The organism is Pseudidiomarina sp. PP-1MA, assembly GCF_041200125.1.
Classification (GTDB): Bacteria; Pseudomonadota; Gammaproteobacteria; order Enterobacterales; family Alteromonadaceae; genus Pseudidiomarina; species Pseudidiomarina fusca.
Genome location: NZ_CP165718.1, coordinates 1,260,891 through 1,284,478, shown reverse-complemented (window position 1 = coordinate 1,284,478; position 23,588 = coordinate 1,260,891). Strand labels below are relative to the sequence as shown.

The 23,588-nt window shown below is 47.2% G+C and carries 20 protein-coding genes; 9 read left to right on the top strand and 11 right to left on the bottom strand.

The genetic code is table 11. From position 1 onward, the window contains the following. The first annotated feature begins 151 nt into the window (after positions 1 to 151). Entirely contained in the window at positions 152 to 589 is a 438-nt protein-coding gene (locus AB8S08_RS06155) for a hypothetical protein (RefSeq protein WP_369744137.1), read from the top strand. Between the two features lie 358 nt (positions 590 to 947). On the opposite strand, the gene AB8S08_RS06150 is transcribed toward AB8S08_RS06155, so the two are convergent. The 4 genes from AB8S08_RS06150 to AB8S08_RS06135 all read right to left on the bottom strand — a co-directional run bounded on the left by AB8S08_RS06150 (position 948) and on the right by AB8S08_RS06135 (position 7,604). After that, the gene (locus tag AB8S08_RS06150; protein ID WP_369744136.1) at positions 948 to 2,807 is read right to left on the bottom strand and encodes a diguanylate cyclase domain-containing protein; all 1,860 of its coding nucleotides are present in this window, start codon (positions 2,805 to 2,807) and stop codon (positions 948 to 950) included. 191 nt (positions 2,808 to 2,998) lie between these two features. Next, positions 2,999 to 4,384, bottom strand: coding sequence for a GTPase/DUF3482 domain-containing protein (locus AB8S08_RS06145; protein ID WP_369744135.1), 1,386 nt, complete (start codon positions 4,382 to 4,384; stop codon positions 2,999 to 3,001). Next, positions 4,369 to 5,766 (bottom strand): DUF2868 domain-containing protein, encoded by a 1,398-nt coding sequence (locus tag AB8S08_RS06140; protein WP_369744134.1) that lies wholly within the window; start codon positions 5,764 to 5,766, stop codon positions 4,369 to 4,371. The genes AB8S08_RS06145 and AB8S08_RS06140 overlap by 16 nt, the downstream gene beginning before the upstream one ends. A gap of 8 nt (positions 5,767 to 5,774) precedes the next feature. After that, positions 5,775 to 7,604, bottom strand: coding sequence for an ABC transporter ATP-binding protein (locus tag AB8S08_RS06135; RefSeq protein ID WP_110075024.1), 1,830 nt, complete (start codon positions 7,602 to 7,604; stop codon positions 5,775 to 5,777). Positions 7,605 to 7,721: 117 nt separating this feature from the next. Here AB8S08_RS06135 and AB8S08_RS06130 point away from each other — a divergent pair, with 117 nt between their 5' ends. The 3 genes from AB8S08_RS06130 to AB8S08_RS06120 are packed head-to-tail and all read left to right on the top strand — an operon-like array spanning position 7,722 to position 10,744. Further along, the gene (locus AB8S08_RS06130) at positions 7,722 to 9,395 is read left to right on the top strand and encodes a carbon starvation protein A (RefSeq protein WP_369744133.1); all 1,674 of its coding nucleotides are present in this window, start codon (positions 7,722 to 7,724) and stop codon (positions 9,393 to 9,395) included. Positions 9,396 to 9,421: 26 nt separating this feature from the next. Beyond that, on the top strand, positions 9,422 to 9,694 hold the full coding sequence (locus AB8S08_RS06125) for a cory-CC-star protein (protein ID WP_110075022.1): 273 nt from the start codon (positions 9,422 to 9,424) through the stop codon (positions 9,692 to 9,694). A gap of 24 nt (positions 9,695 to 9,718) precedes the next feature. Next, positions 9,719 to 10,744: an ArsA family ATPase gene (locus tag AB8S08_RS06120; protein ID WP_369744132.1), complete on the top strand. Its 1,026-nt coding sequence runs from the start codon at positions 9,719 to 9,721 to the stop codon at positions 10,742 to 10,744. A gap of 5 nt (positions 10,745 to 10,749) precedes the next feature. Here the strand turns inward: AB8S08_RS06120 and AB8S08_RS06115 are convergent, their stop codons facing one another. Further along, positions 10,750 to 11,367 carry a YqaA family protein gene (locus AB8S08_RS06115; RefSeq protein ID WP_369744131.1) on the bottom strand — a complete coding sequence of 206 codons (618 nt, stop codon included), beginning with the start codon at positions 11,365 to 11,367 and terminating at the stop codon, positions 10,750 to 10,752. Between the two features lie 244 nt (positions 11,368 to 11,611). Here AB8S08_RS06115 and AB8S08_RS06110 point away from each other — a divergent pair, with 244 nt between their 5' ends. Then, complete coding sequence (locus AB8S08_RS06110; protein WP_369744130.1) at positions 11,612 to 12,631, top strand: zinc-binding alcohol dehydrogenase family protein; 1,020 nt, start codon at positions 11,612 to 11,614, stop codon at positions 12,629 to 12,631. Between the two features lie 20 nt (positions 12,632 to 12,651). Here AB8S08_RS06110 and AB8S08_RS06105 read toward each other — a convergent pair whose 3' ends face one another. Then, positions 12,652 to 13,095: a hypothetical protein gene (locus AB8S08_RS06105; RefSeq protein ID WP_369744129.1), complete on the bottom strand. Its 444-nt coding sequence runs from the start codon at positions 13,093 to 13,095 to the stop codon at positions 12,652 to 12,654. A gap of 189 nt (positions 13,096 to 13,284) precedes the next feature. On the opposite strand from AB8S08_RS06105, the gene AB8S08_RS06100 reads away from it, so the two are divergent. From AB8S08_RS06100 to AB8S08_RS06090, 3 genes are all read left to right on the top strand, one after another. Then, positions 13,285 to 14,427 carry an efflux RND transporter periplasmic adaptor subunit gene (locus tag AB8S08_RS06100; protein ID WP_369744128.1) on the top strand — a complete coding sequence of 381 codons (1,143 nt, stop codon included), beginning with the start codon at positions 13,285 to 13,287 and terminating at the stop codon, positions 14,425 to 14,427. Positions 14,428 to 14,430: 3 nt separating this feature from the next. After that, the gene (locus AB8S08_RS06095; protein ID WP_110075017.1) at positions 14,431 to 17,538 is read left to right on the top strand and encodes an efflux RND transporter permease subunit; all 3,108 of its coding nucleotides are present in this window, start codon (positions 14,431 to 14,433) and stop codon (positions 17,536 to 17,538) included. A 63-nt stretch (positions 17,539 to 17,601) separates the two neighbouring features. After that, complete coding sequence (locus tag AB8S08_RS06090) at positions 17,602 to 18,126, top strand: DUF2937 family protein (protein WP_369744127.1); 525 nt, start codon at positions 17,602 to 17,604, stop codon at positions 18,124 to 18,126. Between the two features lie 33 nt (positions 18,127 to 18,159). On the opposite strand, the gene AB8S08_RS06085 is transcribed toward AB8S08_RS06090, so the two are convergent. The 5 genes from AB8S08_RS06085 to AB8S08_RS06065 all read right to left on the bottom strand — a co-directional run bounded on the left by AB8S08_RS06085 (position 18,160) and on the right by AB8S08_RS06065 (position 22,448). Further along, entirely contained in the window at positions 18,160 to 18,492 is a 333-nt protein-coding gene (locus tag AB8S08_RS06085; RefSeq protein ID WP_369744126.1) for a hypothetical protein, read from the bottom strand. Between the two features lie 55 nt (positions 18,493 to 18,547). Then, on the bottom strand, positions 18,548 to 19,096 hold the full coding sequence (locus AB8S08_RS06080; RefSeq protein WP_369744125.1) for a YgjV family protein: 549 nt from the start codon (positions 19,094 to 19,096) through the stop codon (positions 18,548 to 18,550). Positions 19,097 to 19,186: 90 nt separating this feature from the next. Then, positions 19,187 to 20,857 (bottom strand): M28 family metallopeptidase, encoded by a 1,671-nt coding sequence (locus tag AB8S08_RS06075; RefSeq protein WP_369744124.1) that lies wholly within the window; start codon positions 20,855 to 20,857, stop codon positions 19,187 to 19,189. A 4-nt stretch (positions 20,858 to 20,861) separates the two neighbouring features. Continuing rightward, positions 20,862 to 21,362, bottom strand: a complete 501-nt coding sequence (locus tag AB8S08_RS06070; RefSeq protein WP_369744123.1) for a DUF192 domain-containing protein — start codon at positions 21,360 to 21,362, stop codon at positions 20,862 to 20,864. Between the two features lie 111 nt (positions 21,363 to 21,473). Next, positions 21,474 to 22,448: a DUF4382 domain-containing protein gene (locus AB8S08_RS06065; RefSeq protein ID WP_369744122.1), complete on the bottom strand. Its 975-nt coding sequence runs from the start codon at positions 22,446 to 22,448 to the stop codon at positions 21,474 to 21,476. Positions 22,449 to 22,636: 188 nt separating this feature from the next. On the opposite strand from AB8S08_RS06065, the gene yvcK reads away from it, so the two are divergent. Beyond that, a complete protein-coding gene (gene yvcK, locus AB8S08_RS06060; protein WP_369744121.1) occupies positions 22,637 to 23,557 on the top strand; it encodes a uridine diphosphate-N-acetylglucosamine-binding protein YvcK in 921 nt (306 codons plus the stop codon). Positions 23,558 to 23,588 lie beyond the last annotated feature (31 nt).

The following is a 23,588-nucleotide window of genomic DNA, read 5'->3' as shown; positions in this document are numbered from 1 at the left end:
CGACTATCATCAGTCACTGGGGCTTTTTTGTCAGATTCTTAGAAGTAACAAATTGCGCTAGAGTTACATCCGGAAAGCGAAAAATAACTATGACTTTCAAATGTTGGCATTTTTAAGTAGATTAGATTTTCTACTGAAAAGGAGAACGATAATGGAAGCGTATGAAATTACCTCACACCAAAAGAATTACAACGAGGTCGTCGAGCGAACTAATAAATTCTGGGAAATCCTCTGCGATACTGCTGCTAAAACTAACTTTGCTCAAGTGTTACCTTTAAACAAAGTACAGGGGCTTGGTACGCTATTTGGGTATAAAGTCACTTTCCAAGAGCGGCCATGTGTCGTAGATGGTAGCATCAAGGCAATGAAGGTAACTTTCTTTCTGGAATACTTTGAAGTGGGTGACGAGGATATGACAAAGCCTAAGTTCGCCGAACTTACTTCCATTTACATACTTAAAGGTGGGTTAGTACAGAAAGAGATAGATAGTAAAGATTACCTTACTGATATTGATTCTTACGATGCTGCGAACACTATAGCCCCAATCATAGTAAGCGCGGCTTTAAACAGCTCTCTCCTTCAACCTTGAGTTAGGGCTTACAAATATCCCCAAGGGCGTGTCCCCTTGGGATTCTATACTAGTCTTAGAATTCGAGTTTTTTCATCTATCTCTCGAAAAAATCAATTTAATAGCAAGTCATTATCTGGGTCACCTTTAGGGTCACCACATGGCGTACTTATTGTTCCAAAAGACGTACTTATTGGCTTTCACCACACCCTTAACTGCACTGTCATGGGGTGTCAGGGGTCGTAGGTTCAAATCCTATCACGCCGACCAAAAATCAAATAAAACAAGGGTTTAGGCTAACGCCTAAGCCCTTTTTTTTAGGCCCGTAAAATGTTGGTATACGAGGGGCTCGTGGAGGGGCAAACGGCCTAGCTGCTTATCATTCCGCCACGCAATACCTATTGCGGCCACTTTCTTTCGCACGATACATGGCATTATCGGCTTTATTGAGCAAGGTTTCGTAGTCTTCACCATGCTGTGGATAAAGCGCTATCCCAACCGATGCTCCAACGGTGACCGTATGCTGCTCGAGCACAAAGGGCTGCTGTAAGGCAAGCACCAGCTTTTGAGCAATAGCCTCGGCATCTTTAGGCTCAGTGAGTGCATTGAGGACAATCACAAACTCATCGCCACCAATGCGCGCCACCACGTCATGATGGCGCAGTTGCGCCTTAATTCTTGGTCCAATACAACGTAACAATTGGTCCCCTACATCGTGACCATAGGTGTCATTAATAGGCTTGAATTTATCCAAATCTAAAAACAACACGGCTAGGTGTGTCGGTGCATTGTGCAGCAGCACCGTAATTTGATGGTTGATAGCAGCTCGGTTAGGTAATCCAGTTAAGGGGTCTGTTAGGGCCTGTTGTTTGATGTTTTCCACCGCTAACTGGTCTGCTGTTACATCATTAAAGATATGGATAAGCTGTGTGACCGTGCGTTCTTGATTGCGCACCGCTGTGATCGTTTGCAATGCAGCAATGGGTTCGCCTTTTGCAGTGCGATACCAGATTTCGCCTTGCCAGCCATCCTGTTGTTGTAAATGTTTACGAACGGTTTCGGTAAGCCGTAGAGAGACTTTGTTGCTGTCAATAAAATCACTTAAAGAATGCTGCTTTATCTCTGTGCTGCTTAGGTTAAGCAAATTCAAAAAAGCTTGATTAGCTCTCTTAATACGTAAGTCCACATCCGTAATGACAATAGCTTCATGAGTTTTTTCAAACACCATCCCAGCTAGCTGGAGCTGCCGATTGAGTGCCTGTAGTTGCTGCTGTTGTTGTTGTTGCTGCTGGATAATGGGCCGCATGTATAATTTTAATAAATAGGCACCTATCGCTACAATCAAGAAAATTATGCCACTTACCCAGAGCAGCTCAACCAAGAGCTCTTCACGCAATGACGTTTCTGGCTGTGTTACCCACAAGCCCCAATTAGACTCGCTGAGTGGAATATAAAAGTGACGATGTTGTAAATTATGGAATACGCCGCTATGAAGTTGAGGTTGCTGGCCTACTAAAGCATGGGCAACTGAGACTGCTTCAGAATGAATCAGCTCGCGCACATTCGCGTTGAATTCAGTTGCTCCAGCAGTGCCTCTGGGGGACAAACTAAAATGCAGTTCAACTTTGCGGGTTAAATGCAACAAACTAAATTCGGTGGTTGCATCAAATTTATTCAAATGCACTAAAATATCAATGATTTCGGTTTGGTCGAATAACAACACATCATGACCAATGATTTCATTATTGAGGCTTATAATAGGCGCTACTACACTGATATAAATATGCCCAGAGAGGTTAATGTAGTCCGTTCTATGCAGATTTAATTGGCTCAGATTTACCTGCTTTAATAGGCTGGTGGTGCCTGATTCACCTGCAACTCGAGCAATCTCAGTGCCATTAGCTGCAATTCTTATAACCCCCACTAGGGTTGGAATAAACTCCACTGCATGGGCCAGTCGTGCGGCTGTCTCTTGTTGTACTTGAGCTAGCGCAATTTGCTGGTCCAAATACAAAGCCAAACGCTGACGTATCTGTGAGCGACTCGCAAACTGTTGAGCTATCTGTTCATAGTGAGTAAGTTGTTGCTCTACTGCGAGAGCCTGCGCAGAGGCATAAGCTAAGCCACGCCGATCTTCTGTTTTATCTAAATAAAAAAACAGCGGAACTAGGGTACTGATGCTAGCGATAATCCCCGTCATTAAAACGCCAATAATCACTCGGCGGCTTAATAGAGACAATGCATTCGTGTAAGGCGGTGGGGATTTGCCTTGGTCCTTTATTTTTACGTGCAATCCTTGGTCTGGCAATGATGATATCCCTATGCTAGAAACAACTACCCCGTAAATAATCAACAGTTGTGCATCTGTTACCAACTGGGTTGGCTCGCTCAACGTTGGCTATCTAACACATAAGACTTGAATTGATAAAATTATCTAATTAACTGTGCAACTAACTTGTCTATATATGTAGCACGTTCTGGCTCATTGATAAAATTTTCTTGCGCTAAAGTTGACCATTGCGGATTTTTTCGCGCTCCTTTAAACAAAGATTTTAGCTTACTTAACTCTTGTTCACGCTGGCTGTTATCACTACTGAGTAATAAGGTGTTTGTCGCCCCATGACCACGCAAGCTCAATTGCTGCAACAACTGCAGTTGGCGCACGGCTAAAAGCAAGATAATAGGGTCTTCAACGATCAGTTGATGTTGGCCTTGTAGCTTATGTTTCAGTTGCTTGCCGTAGTGTTGCCAGCCCTGCCACAAACCACCGATCGTGGCGCCTAACAAGGTTCCTGCGCCTAAACTGGCACCGCCCACCAAAAGATCAAAACCAGCACCTACGGCCGCCCCGCTGCCCACACCTAAGCCGGCTTTGATGCCAAACTCAGCCAAGGTCTCAGTATCGAAGAGATCGTCGTGCCAGTGACCGGTGCTAATATCTAAGTTATCGAGCGCCACGACATCTAAGTTGAACTCATACAAAGCTAGTAAGTCTTGCACACATCGACGCTCGCGTTCGGTAACTTGACGCTGTACCTTAGCTAAAACCTCCTGCAGAGCGCTACTATCGAGCTCCGCACTCACCAGATGTTGCAGTGCAGCTACATCGGTCAGTAATTCAGCGATCTGCTGTAGCCCCTGCTGTAAACGTCGTTGCCGTTGCTGCTCGCGGTGCTCAATAAGTAGGTTTAGCTGCTGATCAAAGCCTTTCACCACTAACTTTAAGCGGGTTAATAATTCGGCTTCACCTCCCTCAGGTGGGCTCACCGCATCAAACTCAATAAAACTATGCAAATTTACCTGCGCTAATGCTTGTTGCCAGGCGTTGCTGTAGCCTGCGGTAGTTGCGGTAAAGTTAAGCACAGGTAGTAGCGGTTTACCGCAGCGCATCAATACGGCTAATTCATCTTGGTATTTTGGCAACACAGGATCACGCACATCAATCACATAGAGCGCAGCGTCACTTTTAAGCAGTTGTCGTAGTACTTTGGCTTCTTGCGCAAATTCTGTTTCGGCTAAGGTAGAATTTAGAAACTGGTGTATTTGTTTGGCGCCATCGTGTCTAAATTCGGCATCGCTTAGGCTTAAACTCTCAAATAAGTCACTACCAGCTTCTAGCCCCGGAGTATCATAGAGCTCAACCAACACCTGCTCAGCATTCCCAATAGCCATGGTAAGCACGTCACGAGTGGTACTTGGGCGGCTAGCTACTTCACCAAATTGGCTGTCATGCAAAAGTGTACGCAATAACGAGGTTTTGCCCGTATTGGTATGCCCCACTACGGCCAATTGTAACGCCGTTAAACGAGTCGCCATGGTATCTCCTGTTCGGCTAACAGCTGCTGCCAATGCTGCAGGCGCTGTTGTTGTTCGGCACTAGCATGCTCATTAGCTGTGATCAGCAGTACTTCTAGATCAGCAACATATGCCATCATCTCTCGTAACAATTTAAGCGTGGTACGGTCTGGGCTTAGTTCACTATTAACCCGCACCCATAATTGCTGCGGAGGGTGCGCATGTAGGTGAGCTAATAACCGGCGTTTTTCTAGACCGCTGGCAACAACACCATAAAAACCAACCGATGCTGCAGTTTGCTGTTGTGCTAACCACGCATGGTCTAATTCAAAATCCAGGCTTACGGTTAAGCTATCAGCAGTTAATTGCGGCGGCTCCATACGCTGGCGTCGTGCTGAACTAGCCATGGCTACCGTAACTGGGGAATTCGTTGGCGGTTGGGTATCTGCATCAATCACCACGGCTTGGGCGCGAGGTTTTAAGCCCTGCACGACGGTTGCCATACCAGGTGCTTGTAAATCAAGTTGGGCCCGCCACGCGCGCCAGCCTAGCAGCAGCATAGCAGCAAGCAGAAACAACAACCGCGGCACAATACCGTAGCTAAACACGCACATAAGTAGCCAGCGGCCGGCTGCCAGTTGATTCGTGGCATCAGCACTAGCAGGGCCTAAATCAGCATAGCTAGGAGCGCTAACTCCCCACCAGCTGGGGCCCCAACCTATCACTTCAGCCCAGCTAGAAACCGTCGCCGCCGGCCAGATGGTGCTAGCCCAGGTAAATTGATAGACATTGGTGCTTAAGCTCACAAATAAAAACAACCAGGTGGCCAACATCACCAAGAGCCAATACCCATGGCTGAGCATAGCGGTGCCCGGCGCAATCATTTTATTGCGCTGAGCAACCGACCACAGGGCTGTTTGATACTGCTGATGTTGCGGCTGCCGACCTAGGCGCTGCATCAACCACATCGATAGTCGCAAAATACTGGTGCCGCGCGCCTGTGAGCTGGCTGAACGCCGTACCCCCTGCAGTAGGCTCAGCACCAGCCACAGCAGTAACATGACACTATTCATTCCGAGTAATAGCACTAAGGCAAATAGCAAGGAAATTGGACTTGGCAAGGCCAGCGTTGCCTGCACTTGCGCCAAGCCAATGAGTACTGCCAACAAACTTAAGCTGATCGCAATCACCCGCCGCAGTTGGTGCCACCGTTGCAAGTGCTGCGTAAGCCCGAGGCGCTCTGCCCAGAGTTGTCCACGCAATAAAACTTGCTGACTGAGCTGCGGTTGTTGCCGAGCCTGCTGCTCAATCACAGCATCGCGCTGAAAGCCGTGTTCGAGCTCGTATCGACGAACCAACTCGGACATCCAAATAGCTTTAAATTTTGCAAAAATAGCTGTCATAGTGCCTATTATTCTTCCGGAATAAAGCCGCCTGATTGGCGCGCCCATAATTGCGCATAGATACCGCCCTGCTGCAAGAGTTGCTCATGAGTTCCTTGCTCTACAATTCGACCTTGATCCATAACTACCAAGCGATCCATTGCGGCTATAGTTGATAACCGATGGGCAATAGCAATCACGGTTTTACCTTCCATCAAGCGATATAAATTCTCTTGAATGGCCGCCTCAACTTCTGAATCTAACGCCGAGGTGGCTTCATCTAAAATTAAAATCGGCGCATCTTTAAGCATCACCCGGGCGATAGCTACCCGCTGCCGTTGTCCGCCTGACAATTTAACCCCACGCTCACCCACATGTGCAGCTAAACCACGACGCCCTTCGGCATCCTCTAACTCATCAATAAAGGTATCGGCTTCGGCTTTGTGGATGGCTTCTTCAATCATCGCATCGGTAGCATCGGGCCGACCATAACTAATATTACCGCGTACCGAACGGTGCAATAACGAGGTATCTTGAGTAACCATGCCGATGTGCTGACGTAAACTGGTTTGCGTCACCTCAGCAATATTCTGTCCATCAATCCGAATCGCCCCTTCATTTACCTCATAAAACCGTAGCAACAAGTTAACTAAGGTTGATTTACCGGCACCCGAACGTCCTACCAAGCCAATTTTCTCACCGGCAGCGATGTGTAAGCTCAAATCATGTAAAACCGGTTTATCGCTATGATAATTAAAACTTACCTGATCAAATTCAATACTTCCTTGGGTAACATGAAGCGGTACTGCACCCTCTTTGTCGAGAATATCTTGCGGTACCGAGACGGTCTTGATGCCATCCTGCACTGTCCCTATATTCTCAAATAATGCGGAAATCTCCCACATAATCCATTGGCTCATGCCCCATAAGCGTAGTACCAAACTCAAAGCAACAGCAATGGCACCCACACTGATCTGATTGTCTACCCAAAGCGAAATGGCTAAAAAGCCGACCGCAAATAACAGCGTTGAGTTAAGCAGGTAAAGACAGGTATAAAGCTTGGTCACCCAGCGCATTTGTCGATGCACTGTGCCAAGAAACCCCGTCATACCGTCTTTGGCAAACTCTAATTCGCGCTCTGCATGTGAAAATAACTTCACCGTTTGGATGTTGGTATAACTATCAACAATGCGACCCGTCATGATTGAGCGCGCATCTGCTTGGGCAGCAGCTACTTTGCCCAGGCGCGGCACAAAAAAGCGTAATAGCAAACCGTATAACACCACCCAAACCACCAACGGTGCCGCCAAGCGCCAGTCCGCACTGGCAATAATGGCAACGGTACCAATAAAATACACGGTAACATAATTCAGTACGTCGAACAGTTTGATCACGCACTCGCGCACTGCGAGTGCTGTTTGCATCACTTTGGTGGCAATGCGTCCGGCAAACTCGTCTTGATAAAACGTGAGTGACTGATTAAGCAAATACTTGTGCACTAACCAGCGAATACGCATGGGATAATTACCTAATAGCGACTGATAGGTAATTAAGGAGTGCAAAATGACCAGCATGGGCAAGCCCAACATCACCACCAAGGCCATCCCAGTTAGCCCCCAGAATTGCTCCTGCACAAAGGTTTCGCGATTCTGCTCAGCCAGCCAATCGACAATATTACCGATAAAACTAAACAGCCAAACTTCAGTTAGCGCAATCAACATCATCAGCAGCCCGGCCGCAATGATATAAGGCCAAGCGCCGCGGCTATAATAAAGGCAGAATTTCACCAGGGTTTGCGGTGGTTGCTCTACTTTATCTTCGGGAAATGGATTTAACCGGCTTTCAAACCAACGAAACATATCGATCCTTAAATTGAGGTTTAGCCTAGACTTTGGTCCAATGTCAGACTTTACTATCTATGCATTACCATAACGCAGTTATTGATTTGCCAATAATAAACTAAAAAAGGATAAGCCATGAATGCAATTCTGCTGATGTTACTGGGCTTAGGTGCGATGTTTTTGGGCTACGTATTTTATTCAAAGTTCGTAGCCGAAAAAATCTACAAGCTAGACCCTAATTTTCGCACGCCAGCGCACGAGTTTGAAGACGGCGTAGATTTTGTTCCCACTAACAAGTACGTGTTGTGGGGTCACCACTTTACCTCAGTTGCGGGTGCCGCGCCTATCATTGGGCCAGCTATCGCCGTTATTTGGGGTTGGGTACCGGCCTTTTTATGGGTAGTGTTCGGTACTATCTTCTTTGCTGGTGTTCATGATGCGGGTGCTATTTGGGCCTCGAACCGCAACAAAGCCCGCTCCATTGGGGCGCTCACTGGTGATGTGGTAGGCCGACGCTCACAAAGCCTATTCATGATCGTGATTTTCTTAGTTCTGCTCATGGTTAATGCGGTATTTGCGACCGCTATTTCAGGGCTACTGATCAACTTCCCTAGCTCCGTAGTGCCCGTATGGGGAGCTATCTTTGTGGCCCTGATTATTGGCCAATTTATCTTCCGTAAATGGATGAACCTAGGCACGGTTTCTATTTTAGGGGTGATTGCACTCTATGCACTGATATGGGCTGGACCATCGTACCCGATTGAATTACCAGAAACTGTATTTGGCGTTTCTGATAACGCGCAGTGGATTATCGTACTATTCCTTTACGCTGCTATCGCTAGTTTGTTGCCGGTATGGATGTTACTGCAACCACGTGATTACATTAACGGCTTACAATTATTCATCGGCTTAATTCTTCTTTACGCTGCCGTGCTAATAAGCGGCCCTGAACTCGTTGCGCCAGCATTTAATACCAATACTCCAGAAGGGACACCATCGCTGGTGCCACTGTTATTTGTCACCATCGCTTGTGGCGCTATATCTGGGTTCCATGGTTTGGTTGCATCAGGAACCACCTCAAAACAGCTCGACAAAGAAACGGATGCTCGTTTTGTTGGTTATTTTGGTGCGATCGGTGAAGGTTCATTGTCTCTTGCCACCATTATTGCGGCAACTGCTGGCTTTGCTACGTTAGCCGATTGGCAAGCCGTGTATCATAGCTTCGGTCAAGGTGGCGTGGCTGCCTTTGTATCCGGTGGCGCAAATATCCTCGAGAATGGCATTGGTCTCGATACCGAAATCTCGCAAACCTTGCTCACGGTGATGGCAGTGTTATTTGCCGGTACCACCATGGATACTGGATTACGCTTACAGCGCTATATCTTCCAAGAATGGGGCAATATTTATAACATTAAATGGATGGAAAAAGCTGCGCCTGCTACCTTTCTAGCCGTAGGTTCGTGTTTATTGCTAGCCTTTGGTGCCGGTGGTGCCGATGGTTCTGGTGGCTTGCTAATTTGGCCTCTGTTTGGCACCACCAACCAGTTACTTGCTGGATTAACCCTGTTGGTGATCACCACCATGCTGGTTAAGTTGGGTCGCCCCATGTATGTGACCTTGATACCTTTGCTGTTTTTGCTAGTCATGGCTATTTACGCATTGCTTATTCAGCTAATGACCTTCTATCAAAAATCAGATTGGTTCTTGTTAAGCTTAGACTTAGTTGTGTTAGTTGCTGCCATTTGGATTTCTTTAGAAGCAGCTAGTACCCTTACACGGCTACGTCGTGAACAACGTAACAAAGCTTAATAAGGCGAGACGTAAAAGGTAATACTATGAAAATACGAGCTATTGTCGATTGGTTAGGGAAAGCTAATAGGTATGCCACGGCGGTCTATAACGCTCCTTACCGAGCTGCCATAGCTCGTGCGAAGCGGGACGAGGACGATCTTTTCATGCTGTTAGTATTCTCAGAACTGATGGGGGTTCCTAATCCCGCTTCTTATTACACCCTTGAACTACAACCTTTATTGCTTGAACGTTTTCATGAATGGCATCTACGCATGGGGATGGAACACTCCCCATTAGATGGCTTTCGTTGTTGTTAACACCCCTAACCTAGCTGAGCTTTTATGTTACCTATCTTATCTAAACGTATCTTATTTGTCGGCGGTAAAGGTGGCGTAGGTAAAACCACGGTTTCAGCAGCCATTGCCTTACAAGCAGCGCAACTTGGCAAGCAAGTCTTATTGGTCTCTACAGACCCCGCCCATAGCTTGGCTGATGCCTTTGATTTAACTATTGGTGACCCCAGTAGCGAACAAGAACAAGAGCAATATCAGCCACTGTTGCCAAACATTGATGCGTTAGAAATTGATCCGGATAAACAAGTGCGGGCGCACATCAATCGAGTCATGCGTACCATGAAGCGTTTTGCACGGCCGCAAATGTATGGAGAAATTGAGCGCCAAATGCGCTTAACCGAGCAGTCCCCCGGAGCGCAAGAAGCAGCGTTATTAGAACGCATTGCGAAAATCATCGATAGCGCACCCAGTCGGTATGATTTAGTTATTTTTGATACGGCACCTACGGGTCATACATTACGCCTGTTAACCTTGCCTGAAGCCATGGCCGCTTGGACTCAAGGATTGTTACGGCAAACCAAAAAGAGTGAACAGCTAGAGGGCGTATTAGCCCATCTCTCGGCTAAATCAGGCCGTGATATCGCTAACCCAATGGGCGACCCAACCACCCATGAAACAGCAGAGATGGATGATCGAACGGCTGAAATAACGGCTACTTTGCAACAACGGCAAAGCCTGTTTCATCGTATTCGCCATCAGCTCACAGATGCGCAGCAATGTGGCATTGTGTTTGTATTAACCCCAGAAAAACTCCCGATCCTCGAAACGACGCGGGCCGTGCAAACCTTACAGGCTGAGCATCTGCCCGTTGCGGGGTTAGTGATCAACCGCAATGTTCCTGATGCGATCGATAGTGAGTTTTTTGCCCAGCGTCGCCAGCAAGAGGCCATTTATCGCGAACAAATTCAGGCGCAATTTAGCAGCCTGCCGCAACTCTATTTACCGCTCTTCCCTACTGATTTACATGGCGTGGAAGCCTTGCGTGCGATCAGCGCCAAACTACAACTCAGCTAAGGCTACTAAACCAATAAGTATACTGCATAACCGCCCCCCAACAAGGTTAGCAACAACCATCCAGCTTTACGCGAATGTTGTTGCCACCATCCTAAAACGAGCGGTCCAAACCAATAAACCAAGAGTGCTAGGCCATAATAGCGCAGCCCGCGTGCTATCACGGCTGCCAACATAAACAGAGAAAAAGGATAATTACTACTCCCCGCCGCTAACATCCCTACCTGAAATGGAATGGGCGTGATCCCCGTCAGTAACAGGGTCACAAAGCCGTGCTGTTGAAACTGTGCGGTAAATTGTTCAAACGCTTGGCTGTAGCCAAAATAGGTGAGAATAGCGTCGCCGATATCATCAAATAGCCATAACCCAACCCCATAACCGATACTCGCGCCAACCAGACAACCTGCCAGCACCACGGTAGCTATGGCCCACAGCCGCTCGCGCTGATGAATCAACAACGGAATCAGAATAAGCTCCAGCGGGATCGGAATAATGATCGATTCTAACATCGACAATACAAACATCAGCGGTAACACCGCCGATGATTCAGCAACCCGCTGATACCAAGCGTCAGCTTGGCCGCTGTTAGAGCTTGGAGTGACTGCTGGTTTAGACACTTTGGACACGCTAATTCCTTAAAATGCATTGGCCCCTGAGTTGGCCGCTCATCTTAGCATCATGTTGTTACATAATACTGGGCTTTGATTCCCTCAACGAGGGACCTAAATTAGTCTACAATATTGCTAATAAATTCGCTTAATCTTGCTATGTTAACGTATTGAGCAAAGTTTCAGTTAGTTTAACCTCTGGCTTACTGAGTTTTTACGTTAAGCTAAACCAGAACATCACTTCGGCACTGAGGAACCAAGCATGAAAGCAGTCGGTTACCAACAATCGTTACCCATTGATAACAACCAAGCTTTATTGGATATAGAAATAGCTGAGCCAACTCTGCAAGCCGACGACATCTTAGTTGCTGTATACGGCTTATCTGTAAACCCTGTTGACACTAAAATTCGCCAGCGCAAACAGCCGGCAGCCGGCGAGTTTGGCGTTCTTGGTTGGGATGTCGCCGGGGTGGTGATTGGCGTTGGTGACAATGTCATGGATTTTAAAGAAGGTGACGAAGTTTGGTATGCGGGCGCTGTAGACCGTGCCGGTGCTAATGCTCAGTATCATGTGGTTGATGCACGCCTCGTCAGCAGAAAACCGCACAGCCTTAACTTTGCGCAAGCGGCGGCGATGCCGTTAACCTTTTTAACAGCGTGGGAGCTGTTGTTTGAGCGCTTAGCCTTAACCGCAGATACTACCGGTAGTTTGCTGATCACCGGGGCTGCTGGCGGCGTTGGTTCAGCCTTGATTCAACTTGCAAAACAACTGACCAAACTCACAGTGATTGCAACTGCATCCCGACCAGAAAGCCAGCAATGGGTGCGTGATTTAGGAGCTGATCTCGTTATCAACCATCATCAGCCGTTAGCCCCACAATTGGCTCAACATGGTGTAACTGGAGTTGATTATGTGGCCAGTCTAACCCATACCGACCAGCATTTTACTAGCTTAGCTGAGCTGATCGTGCCGCAAGGAAAATTAGCGCTCATTGATGATCCGAGCGAGCTGTTAGACATTCGCCTGTTAAAACAAAAGAGCATCAGTTTGCATTGGGAGTTTATGTTTACCCGCTCCATGTTCAACACCGCTGATGCCTATGTACAAGGCCAGATTTTGCAGCAAATTGCTGAATTAACCGATGCCGGTATTTTAAAAACGACCCTATCTGAGCATTTAGGCCCCTTAACCGCGGCCAATCTTCGTCTAGCTCACAGCTTGCTTGAAAGTCATCAAGTGATTGGCAAACTGGTGTTAGATGGCTTTAATGCGCCTGATTAGATGACCGCGCGGCTTTGTGTCTATCCGCTGCAGTCGGTAGGCACAAAGCGTAGTGTAAACAAAGACTGGTCATTTTGGTCGAGGTAACGAATTTCCAAAAAATCAGCATGCTCACGATAAAAGGCTAAACTATCATGCTGGCAATACTGGCGTAACATTGCTGGTTCAAGCTGTTGTTTGATATTGGCTTCATCGTGACTGTACTTGTCGATGCCCACTAACGAATAAATAAAGCGCATGCCGTAATGAACCACTTCGGCCCGTTCAAACCTAGTTTGCCGGTCGAGTAATTTAGGTAAGTCACGATTTAGCTGTCCCGAACGTTCCAGTAATTGTTGATACAAATAGTTACGATTTTTTGTTGAATCAGTGGCCTGCCATTGGCGTTGAACAATCATTCCAATAAGGGCAATCGCTAAAACCAATAATCCTAGTAACAACTGGCGTTTGAACGAAGTAGACATAATCTTTCTCGGTGTTTGAAGCGTACTTAACACATACCTTAGCATGTTTCTAACGCAGATAAACAAAGTGATTTTCGCTAATTTGCACTTACAAACATACATGAATGTATGTATAATTAGCGCAATTTTGTCGTCCTAGATTATTCCAATTGGCTGCGGCCAATCCATACATAAGAATAGAGGTAATTCATGCAGCAACGTTTACGTGTACCTTTGTTAGTTTCGATGCTTAGCGCATCGTTAGCGCTAGCAGGTTGCGGTGATGCAGAACAGGCACAGGGGCCTGGCGCACAACAACAACAGCAAATGACCGTAGGAGTAGTGACTATTGCTCCGCAAAATGTCGACCTCACCACCACCCTGCCCGGTCGTGCTAGCGCTTATCGCGTCGCTGAAGTACGCCCGCAAGTGAGCGGTATTTTACAACGCCAGCTATTTCAAGAAGGTGCGATGGTCGAAGCCGGCCAGCAACTGTATCAAATCGACGCAGCCATGTACGAAGCAACTTTAGCCAGTGCCGAGGCCGAATTAAAGCGTGCACAAGCCACGCTAAGAGCAAGCCAAGCTCGCTTTGAGCGCTCGCAAGGCTTGGTCGCTGATAAAGCCATTAGCCAGCAAGATTATGACGAAGCTGAAGCTGCATATTTACAAGCTGAAGCCCAACTTAAAATAGCTGAAGCCAATCTCACACAAGCTAAACTCAATCTCGAGTATACTCGTGTTGAGGCGCCTATTAGTGGGCGTATTGGGCGTTCACAGCTTACCGAAGGTGCGTTATTAAGTGTTGGTCAAGCCCAAGCATTAACCAGCATTCACCAATTAGATCCAATTTACATAGATATTGCGCAAAGTAGCTCAGAGTATCTGCAGTTGCAGCAAGCTATGCGTTCGGGACAAATTGTGACTGATGCCAATAACCGTGCGGCAGTGACTGTTAAAGTCGGTGACAACACTGAGTTACAAGGCGAATTGTTGTTCAACGAAGTTACCGTCGATCCGCAAACCAGTGCGATTACCTTGCGTGCCAAAGTAGCCAACCCTGAGCAGGTGTTGATGCCTGGTATGTACGTACGCACTGAGATTGCTAGCGGTGAACTGCAACAAGCTATTTTAGCGCCGCAAACAGGGGTAACCCGAGACCCACGCGGGCGCGCCATCGCCATGGTGGTTAACCAAGCGGGTGAAGTTGAGCAGCGCTACTTAACCGTGCAAGGTACCGTAGGCAGCGACTGGATTGTGACCGATGGTTTAACTGCTGGTGACCAAGTCATCGTCGAAGGTTTGCAAAAAATTCAACCGGGGATGCCGGTTAAAACTGAAGAAGTGAAATAACCTATGGCCAAGTTTTTTATCGATCGCCCAATTTTTGCTTGGGTTATCGCTATTATCATCATGTTGGCAGGCGGGTTAGCGGTCACGCAGCTTCCCGTTGAGCAATATCCTGAAATTGCGCCGCCGTCGGTGCAAATTAACGCCTCTTATCCTGGCGCTACGGCAGCCACCCTTGAAGAGAGTGTGACTCAGGTTATTGAGCAGAACATGAATGGTATTGATAACCTCAAATACTTTTCATCTACCAGCGATTCCGCTGGTAACGCCAGCATTACGTTAACGTTTGAAGCCGGTACCGATGCGGACATCGCGCAGGTTCAGGTGCAAAACAAATTGCAGTTGGCGTTACCGCTGTTACCACAAGAAGTACAAGACCAAGGTCTGGTGGTAGCTAAAGCGAACAACTCTTTCTTGTTAGTAGCAGCGCTCATTTCTGATAACCCTGAAATTACTCAAATCGATTTAGGCGACTATATTGCTAGTAACATTCAGGACCCGATTAGCCGTACTCCTGGCGTTGGTAGCGTACGTTTGTTTGGTGCGCCCTACTCCATGCGTATTTGGCTCGACCCTGAATTGCTAGTGCGCTACAACATGAACACCATCGATGTGGTGCAAGCGTTGCGTGAGCAAAACAATCAGGTTGCTGCTGGCCAAGTTGGTGGCACCCCGTCCGTTGAAGGCCAACGTCTAACCGCATCTATTATTGCCCAAACGCGCTTAGAAACGGTGGCGCAATTTGAACAAGTGTTACTACGGGTAAACAACGACGGCTCGAAAGTCACCGTGGGTGATGTCGCCAAAGTCGAACTTGGTGGCCAAGACTACAGTGTTGCCGCACGTTATAACCGCCAACAAGCTTCTGGTTTAGCGGTTAACTTGGCGACCGGGGCAAATGCTTTGGATACGGCTAAGGCAGTGAAAGCAACCTTAGCTGAACTCGAGCAATTCTTCCCTGAAGGCGTCAGTTTAGTCATTCCTTATGACACCACTCCGTTTGTTGAGATCTCCATCAAAGAAGTGGTGAAGATTTTATTTGAAGCGGTCATCTTGGTGTTCTTGCTGATGTTCTTGTTCTTACAGAACTTACGCGCCACTATCATTCCATCGTTGGCCATTCCAGTGGTACTGTTAGGTACCTTCGGGATCATGTCGGCCCTTGGTTTCTCGATTAATACCCTAACCATGTTTGGTTTGGTGCTTGCCATTGGCTTGTTGGTGGATGATGCCATCGTGGTGGTCGAGAACGTTGAACGTTTGATGAGCGAAGAAAAACTATCGCCACGTAAAGCTACGATTAAGTCCATGCAACAAATAACTGGCGCCCTGGTAGCCATTGGCTTGGTCATGGCGGCAGTATTCGTGCCTATGGCCTTCTTCGGTGGCTCTACCGGTGCCGTGTATCGTCAATTCTCTATTACCATTATTTCAGCAATGTCGTTATCGGTTTTGGTGGCCATCATCTTCACGCCATCTTTATGTGCGACCATTCTGAAACCATTAAACCATGACCATCAGCCAAAAGGTTTGCTAGGTTGGTTTAACCGTACTCTCGATAAAGCCACCAACAAATACACCAACTCTGTCCAAAATATCATCAAACGTAGTGTGCGTTTTGTACTGGTTTATTTGGGCTTGGTTGTGGTACTTGGCTTCTTATTTGCTCGTATGCCGAGTTCGTTTATTCCGAACGAAGACCGCGGTGTATTCTTAACTCAGATGCAGTTGCCCGCTGGCTCGACCCTTGAGCAATCACGTCAAACCATGGCTAAGATTGAGGATTATTACCTCGAGCAAGCAGAGGGTATCCAATCCGTCTTTTCGGTGGTTGGCTTTAGCTTCAGTGGTCAAGGACAAAACTCGGGGTTAGCGTTTATTCGGTTAACCGACTGGAGTGAGCGTACTGAGCCACACCTGCAAATAGATGCCATTATTGGTCAAGCTTTTGGCTTCTTCTCGCAAATTCGTGAGGCTATGGTGTTTGCCTTTAACCTACCTTCAATTCCTGAGTTAGGTACTGCCAGTGGTTTTAACCTTTACATTCAAGACCGTGTTGGTTTAGGCCACGCAGAACTCTTGAATGCACGCAACCAATTGCTGGGGATGGCCGCACAAGAACCTAGTTTAACTGGGGTGCGTCCGAATGGCTTGGAAGATACCGCACAACTGCGTATTGACGTTGATTATGAAAAAGCCAAAGCACTGGGCTTAAATATCAGCGAAATCAACGCGACCTTATCGAATGCTTTCGGTACTACCTACGTTAACGATTTCGTGGATCGTGGTCGGGTTAAGAAAGTTTACCTACAGGGTAAACCGGAAGCCCGGATGACGCCAGAAGACGTGAATGAGTGGTATGTGCGCAATAATCAAGGCGATATGGTCTCTTTTGCTTCCTTTGCGACCACCCGTTGGGACTTCGGTCCGCAGCGCTTAGAGCGCTACAACGGGGTGCCAGCGATGAACATCCAGGGTGAAGCTGCACCAGGTTATTCGTCAGGCGATGCCATGATGAAAATGGAAGAATTGATCAGTCGTTTGCCGCCTGGTATTGGTTATGAATGGAGTGGTATCTCACTCGAAGAGCGTACCTCTGGTAGCCAAGCACCACTGCTCTACGCGTTGTCGTTGCTCATCGTATTTTTGTGCCTAGCCGCACTTTACGAGAGCTGGTCCATTCCATTTGCGGTCATGTTGGTGGTGCCCTTAGGTATTCTTGGTGCCGTGATTGCAGCAACCATGCGCGGCCTTGAAAATGATGTCTATTTTCAAGTGGGACTGCTAACTACGGTTGGGGTATCGGCACGTAACGCGATTCTTATCGTGGAATTTGCTAAAGATCTACAAGCACAAGGCAAAGAGCTCTTGGCTGCAACGCTAGAAGCCGTCCGCTTACGCTTGCGCCCAATCTTAATGACCTCGCTGGCCTTTACCTTCGGCGTCTTGCCACTAGCCTTGTCAACTGGTGCCGGTGCGGTAAGCCGTCAAGCCATTGGTACCGGGGTGATTGGTGGTATGGTCGGTGGCACCATATTAGCTATTTTCTTTGTTCCTCTGCTGTTTTACGTGGTACGTAAAACCTTCCCGCCGAAGGCTCGGCCCGAGGATTAATAGTTAGCTAAACCCATAAAACATGCTAAGGTTGAGTCACTTTTGTGACTCAACCTTTTTTTTATGCTGAGACGATACTTTTCTTTATTATTAGCATTAGCTGCGGCCTTAGTTGGAGTGCAAATTCCTAACTACGTGACCCAGTACCAGCAGCGCATTGACGCCCAGTACACCGAAGCAATGATTTATTACCGCGAGTATCAGGCTATCGCCGATACTTATTTAAATGGTGATATGCAAGCACTGCTAGCTGCACATGAAAATAGCGATAATGACATCTTTAAGGCAGAAGCGGTGCCGCTCCGTACGCTGATTGATCGGGTCGAATTACTCAGCTACGAACAACAACAATTGCAACGGGCCCTGCCCGTTCAAGTTTGGTTTATTGCGACGCAAGCCAATCCCCAAATTCGCCAAGATACCTGGCGCATGTATAGCTACAACGTACCTATGACGACGACCGCAGTGGTGACCGCGTTGGTGAGTGCAGTACTGACACTACTGCTATGGGATGCGTGTTGGGGCTTATTGGGATGGGGTTGGCGACGTGTTCGTGGTGCCCACAAAGGGCGCCGAGTGACACCCTAGATTGCATCGATAATTAGGCGACTTCTGCAAGGATTAGGAGTCGCGCTTAACCTCATACTCACCTTCAATAACGCTATCATCTTGACGATTTTGGCGTTGCTGATAAGCATTCTGTGCCTGTTGACGAGCTTGCTGCTGTGCCTGCCGCGTCGCTTTACTAAACTGCCACATTTGCTTGAGTTGGCGACGTTTACGCCACATCACTGGGAGTAATAGAATCCAACCAACCAGTAAAAATACCAGCCCTAAAAATAAACCAACCAACAACAAAGTACCAAATAACAACCAGCCCAAAATAACCACCAACGGATTCGCTCCAGGCTGTGGTTTTATTTTGCTTTGCATTTGGCGAATATAAATCAACATAAGGTCTCGCTTGTTTAGCTTCTAAGTATCACCCTAACTTAATATATGGGGATGATTATTTCTCAGACAAGTCATTGCCATTATTGGTTGCACGAGCAGCGAGCTTGTCTTGTAGCATTTTAAGAATAATGCTGGTTAAGTTAACAATATTAAATACGGTACCAGACACACTGCCAACTAAAATGGCATAGGCTAAACCCAGTATTTCAGCCAGTAAAAACCAACGCCGAATCAGCACAGGATCGTTGAGTACGATAGCGCCAGCAGTAAAAATAATAGACGAGGTATAGGCCATCAATAAAGGTAATAATGGGGTATCGCCGGTTAATTCCCAAAAGAAGAAACCTAGGTTGATGCTAATAAATCCCCATAACACCAACTTGCCGCGCCATCGTAATGCAATCAGATTACGTAATACTGCAATCCCAGTAACAATAGCGCCAGCAACAGCACCAAGCATCGCAAAGTGAATCGACAAACTGCCTAAAGCAATCGCCGAGACAATACGATAGCGATTTGCGGTGCCTTGACGGTAGGCAATAAAATTAGCTACCAACGCAATAACGCCAAAGACTTCCGCTATTCCTTCTATACTTAAACCCACGGTTCACCTTTTCCAGATCAAAGCAATAAAAAAGCGGTCATGGTAGCTGCGCCACCACCACCGCTTTTTAATGTCATTTACGTCACTTAATTATTGGCGCTCGCCTGCACTTGCGTCACGAATCGCTTTAAATTCGTTGCCAGCATTCCAGTTCGGCCATAGCGCACTATTGGCAAGTTCTTCACCTACCCAGTAATACAACCAAAGATCTTGTTGTACACCGCGTAAATCCCAATTCGGGTCAAACTCATCAGCTGGCTTATGATAAGCTACTTGGACATATTCTGCACGTTTTTGCTGACCATATTCCTTGCCAAATTCAATGTGATCATTGCCACCTTTAGCGTACAACATAGGTACACCACGCTTAGCTAAGTTAAAATGATCTGAGCGATAGAAGGATCCCGCTTCAGGGCTTGGCTCAGGCGCAACGTAACGCCCTTGTTGTTCCACATACTTAGCTAAATACCCCTCAAGCTCGGAATTACCGTAGCCAACCACAACCATATCGCGCATCGGACCATAGACATTCAAAACGTCCATGTTGATACCACCTACAGCTTTACTAAGAGGTAACATCGGGTTATCCGCATACCAATCAGACCCTAACAGCCCTCGCTCTTCTGCTGTTACCAACACAAACACCACCGAACGCTCTGGTTGCGGTTGGCTGCTATAGAACTCTGCTAGTGCCATCACCCCAGCTGTACCACTGGCATTATCTTGCGCTCCATTAAAGATACCGTCGTCAGGATTGATCGGATCTAACCCCATATGGTCCCAATGAGCCATATAAATGACGTGTTCTTCAGGTTTTGATTTACCTTCAATGTAACCAATCAAGTTAGGTGAGTTGAGGTAGTCAAATTTGGTTGATACGCTAATGCTCATAGCTGTATTCAGCGCAACTGCTTTAAAGTCTGGTTGTTGTGCCGCTTTACGCATTTCATCATAGCTGCTACCTAAGCGAGCAAATAACACATCGGCGGCGTCTTTTGTGATCCAACCTTCAATTTGAGTTCGGTCCATGTTTTTATTGTCACGGGCCAAATCAAATCGCATCGGCGAACCACCAGCAATCACGCCCCAGCCATAACCTGCAGGCCCAGTGTCATGAATCACAATAACCCCAGCGGCTCCTTGTCGAGCTGCTTCTTCAAACTTATAAGTCCAACGCCCGTAATAGGTCATCGCCTTACCGTTAAAGACTTCCGCATCTTGGCTATCGTAACCAGGGTCATTCACTAACACCACCACGGTTTTACCGGCCACATCTAAGCCTGCGTAATCGTTCCAACCAAATTCAGGGGCAACAATGCCATAGCCAGCGAACACCATCTCGCTATTGCTTAGGTCTACTTGTTCTTGTACTCGTGGGGACCAAGCCATCATATCTTTGCGGTATTCAAACGCACTGATATCGTTATTGCTAAACGTCATATTAGATACTTGCGTTGGCAACATACGTACCAGCGGAACTTGCTGTTGATAGCTACCCTTCTCGCCATCATAAGGCTGCAAGCCCCATTCTTTAAATTTACCCTCGATGTAGGCAACTGTTTTTTCTTCACCTGCTGACGCTGGTGCGCGCCCTTCAAATTCATCGGCGCTAAGGGTTTGCAAATATTCCGTATAATTTTCATTAAAGCTATACGGATTAACGTCTACCGCCGGCTTGCTAGTTTGTTCTTGAGGTGCTTGCGCTGGGCTACAGGCAACCATCAGTAAACTAGCCGCAGCCAACGCTGAGAGCTTGTTCATGGGTTTATTCTCCTGGTTGTTTGCATGACTGTAATTGGGCGCCAACGGTAATACCATAACGCTCAAAATAGCCTTGGTTTAGTTCTAATGCCGCCATATAACGTACTTTAGGTTCGTACACGGGGCAGCGACGTGAATCAATACTTGGGCATGGGTCCATCGATAAAATGGTGGCAATTTTCATGTCCTTATCGAGATAAGCAATATCTAACGGTAAGTAGGTATTGTACATCCAGAAACCTGCATTACCGGGGCGTTCCTGTTGGTACTTAAACAACATCCCCGCGTGTTCAGCGAGAGTCTCGCGAAACATCAAGCCACGTGCTCGGCTATCAAAGGTGTCAGCAATTTCTAACTGCAATGGATGCTCGTGGCCAGCAATGCACCATTGCTCGGTTTCTAACGAGGAAGATGCCGGCTGCCCCGCCAACGCCGCAGTACCGGCTGGTTCTAAATGCAACAAGGACACTAACCACGCGGTAGAAATAAGACTGGTAAGAACCATGAGCTATGCCTCTGTGTTATTAGCTAAAAACCTAGTATCGCTTTATTTAACTCAGAAAAAAAGGTAAAAAAAAGCCTCCAGGTAAGGAGGCTCAAAGGGAGAGTGTATTCTTTACTCAATAACCACCGTCGTCACCTCACCATTATCGACAACTGTGACTGTTTGATGGCCTAACAAGCTAATATCGTCATCCACTTCAGGATCATCTGCGACATCGCAGGTATAGCCTAGGGTATAGTCCCCAGCGCTCACATAACCAAGCTCAAACTGATAATTTACCGCACCATCAAAATAGACCGCGCTCACGGCATAAGGTTCAACGGCTTCGCTACCACCAACATCAGCAAGATCCGCAACAACATGATCAACACCTGGGTACAGGTAGACGCTTGCTACCGCCGTGCCAGTATCAGCAGGGGCGACAGTGCAGCTATTTTCAATCAAAAGGGCTTCCGCCATGCTGCCTTCAATGTGTCCTACGGTTAGGTTATTAACCAAACGAACGCCGCGCGGTTTCAAGAAATACTGATCTTGTCCGACCGGATTAACTAAGGCTTGGCGTAAATCAAACTCCGCAGTGTAAGCAGTTTCACCGCCAGCACCAACGGTGATACCATCAAACTTCAATTCATTCGATGGCACGCTTAATGGGACCTTTTGGTCCCCCACTTGGACATAAGAACCATCCGCCATCACTAATCGTAGTTGACTGTAATCCCCAGCAGGAACCTCCACACCACTGATTAAATCTTCTGCTGCTGAACCAGTAAAGTTCATAAGGTTAATGCCGCGAGTATTAGCGATAACCTCACCGTTGCTATCTACACAGACATCGTTACTAGCAATGGTGTTACTGTCCTCGCCAATGGTGAAAACTTGCTTGCCAGTACTATTGCCGAGCAATTCGATAGCATGAAAGCAAGCCCATACCTCATCAGCGGCGTCTACGGGGGCATCACTGACAGCAAAGGAAAATTGACCGGTTTGCGCAACCACTTCAGAATCACTATCTGAACCACAAGCAACAAGCATGCTGCTGGCTAACGTTAAAGCAATCATGGTACTAATAGGAGCTCGGCTAAACATATCAACCTCTTCGTTATATGAAAGATGTCATATATATAGCAAAATTGAACAAAGAAAAAAGCTTTGTCCTTCCCTTTTACTTAGCCTTTACAGTTATCAACAAAAGATAGCTTGAATGCCATCTAACCGTTGATAAGCACCGCAGAACAGCATAAAGTAGCGCTATAAACAAACCACATATTGTTAACATGACACTAAAGACATCTCCTAGTCCCCTAGTAACAGCACCTAGACAACTGCAACAGTTGCGCTCAGTGACGGCTATTGGCGGTGGCCATGGTTTAGGACGGGTACTCTCAACTTTGGCGTTTCTAAATCGACGCTTAATAGGGATTGTGGCCACCACCGATGATGGAGGCGCTAGTGGCCTGCTTAGACGTAATCATGACTGTATTGCTTGGGGCGATATTCGCAATTGTTTATCACAACTGGCCAAGCATCCATTAGCGGCGGATGTGCTTAACTATCGCTTTACCACCGAACACAGCCTACATGGCCACAACTTGGGTAACTTATTGCTCTACACCTTAGATCAGCTAAGTGCGCGACCACTCGATGGGATTGCGCTGCTGAGTCGACTACTCAATATCAATACCCGTTTGCTGCCGATGTCTGAAACGCCCGTTGATTTGGTGGCAGCCACCCACGATGGAATGGAGTGTTTCGGTGAACTCTTGGTCGATGGCTTACAACAGATGCCTGCACAACTGCGCTTATCGCAACCGGTGGCGGCAACTCCTGAAGCCTTGCATCATGTGGAACGCAGCGAGCTGATCATTTTAGGCCCAGGCAGCTTTCTAACCTCGGTGATGCCACCGTTATTGGTAGAAGAATTTGCTCAAGCTATCGCAAACAGTGCTGCGCAAGTCATTTTTATTGATAATCTAGTGCCGGAAAATAGTCCTGCGGGGCAATTATCATTGAGTGAAAAATTAGCTTGGATGGAGCAGCAATTAGGTGTGCAAGTGGTAGATAAGGTCATTACTAATCGACCGGACCCGAACCTCACCCTGCCTAGTTTTGATCACGTCTGCCCCTCCTCAGAAGCAGCTCATCGGCATCAACCTGAATCCTTATTAGCAGCGCTAACAAAAGCTTTTAACGCCTAACCGGCAGCGCTGTGATCCTTACCTTATCGAG

Coding starts and splice junctions, on each gene's coding strand:
- AB8S08_RS06155 (WP_369744137.1), top strand. CDS start 152: ATGGAAGCGTATGAAATTACCTCACACCAAAAGAATTACAACGAGGTC.
- AB8S08_RS06145 (WP_369744135.1), bottom strand. CDS start 4,384: ATGGCGACTCGTTTAACGGCGTTACAATTGGCCGTAGTGGGGCATACC.
- AB8S08_RS06140 (WP_369744134.1), bottom strand. CDS start 5,766: ATGACAGCTATTTTTGCAAAATTTAAAGCTATTTGGATGTCCGAGTTG.
- AB8S08_RS06135 (WP_110075024.1), bottom strand. CDS start 7,604: ATGTTTCGTTGGTTTGAAAGCCGGTTAAATCCATTTCCCGAAGATAAA.
- AB8S08_RS06130 (WP_369744133.1), top strand. CDS start 7,722: ATGAATGCAATTCTGCTGATGTTACTGGGCTTAGGTGCGATGTTTTTG.
- AB8S08_RS06125 (WP_110075022.1), top strand. CDS start 9,422: ATGAAAATACGAGCTATTGTCGATTGGTTAGGGAAAGCTAATAGGTAT.
- AB8S08_RS06120 (WP_369744132.1), top strand. CDS start 9,719: ATGTTACCTATCTTATCTAAACGTATCTTATTTGTCGGCGGTAAAGGT.
- AB8S08_RS06110 (WP_369744130.1), top strand. CDS start 11,612: ATGAAAGCAGTCGGTTACCAACAATCGTTACCCATTGATAACAACCAA.
- AB8S08_RS06105 (WP_369744129.1), bottom strand. CDS start 13,095: ATGTCTACTTCGTTCAAACGCCAGTTGTTACTAGGATTATTGGTTTTA.
- AB8S08_RS06100 (WP_369744128.1), top strand. CDS start 13,285: ATGCAGCAACGTTTACGTGTACCTTTGTTAGTTTCGATGCTTAGCGCA.
- AB8S08_RS06095 (WP_110075017.1), top strand. CDS start 14,431: ATGGCCAAGTTTTTTATCGATCGCCCAATTTTTGCTTGGGTTATCGCT.
- AB8S08_RS06090 (WP_369744127.1), top strand. CDS start 17,602: ATGCTGAGACGATACTTTTCTTTATTATTAGCATTAGCTGCGGCCTTA.
- AB8S08_RS06085 (WP_369744126.1), bottom strand. CDS start 18,492: ATGTTGATTTATATTCGCCAAATGCAAAGCAAAATAAAACCACAGCCT.
- AB8S08_RS06075 (WP_369744124.1), bottom strand. CDS start 20,857: ATGAACAAGCTCTCAGCGTTGGCTGCGGCTAGTTTACTGATGGTTGCC.
- AB8S08_RS06070 (WP_369744123.1), bottom strand. CDS start 21,362: ATGGTTCTTACCAGTCTTATTTCTACCGCGTGGTTAGTGTCCTTGTTG.
- AB8S08_RS06065 (WP_369744122.1), bottom strand. CDS start 22,448: ATGTTTAGCCGAGCTCCTATTAGTACCATGATTGCTTTAACGTTAGCC.
- yvcK (WP_369744121.1), top strand. CDS start 22,637: ATGACACTAAAGACATCTCCTAGTCCCCTAGTAACAGCACCTAGACAA.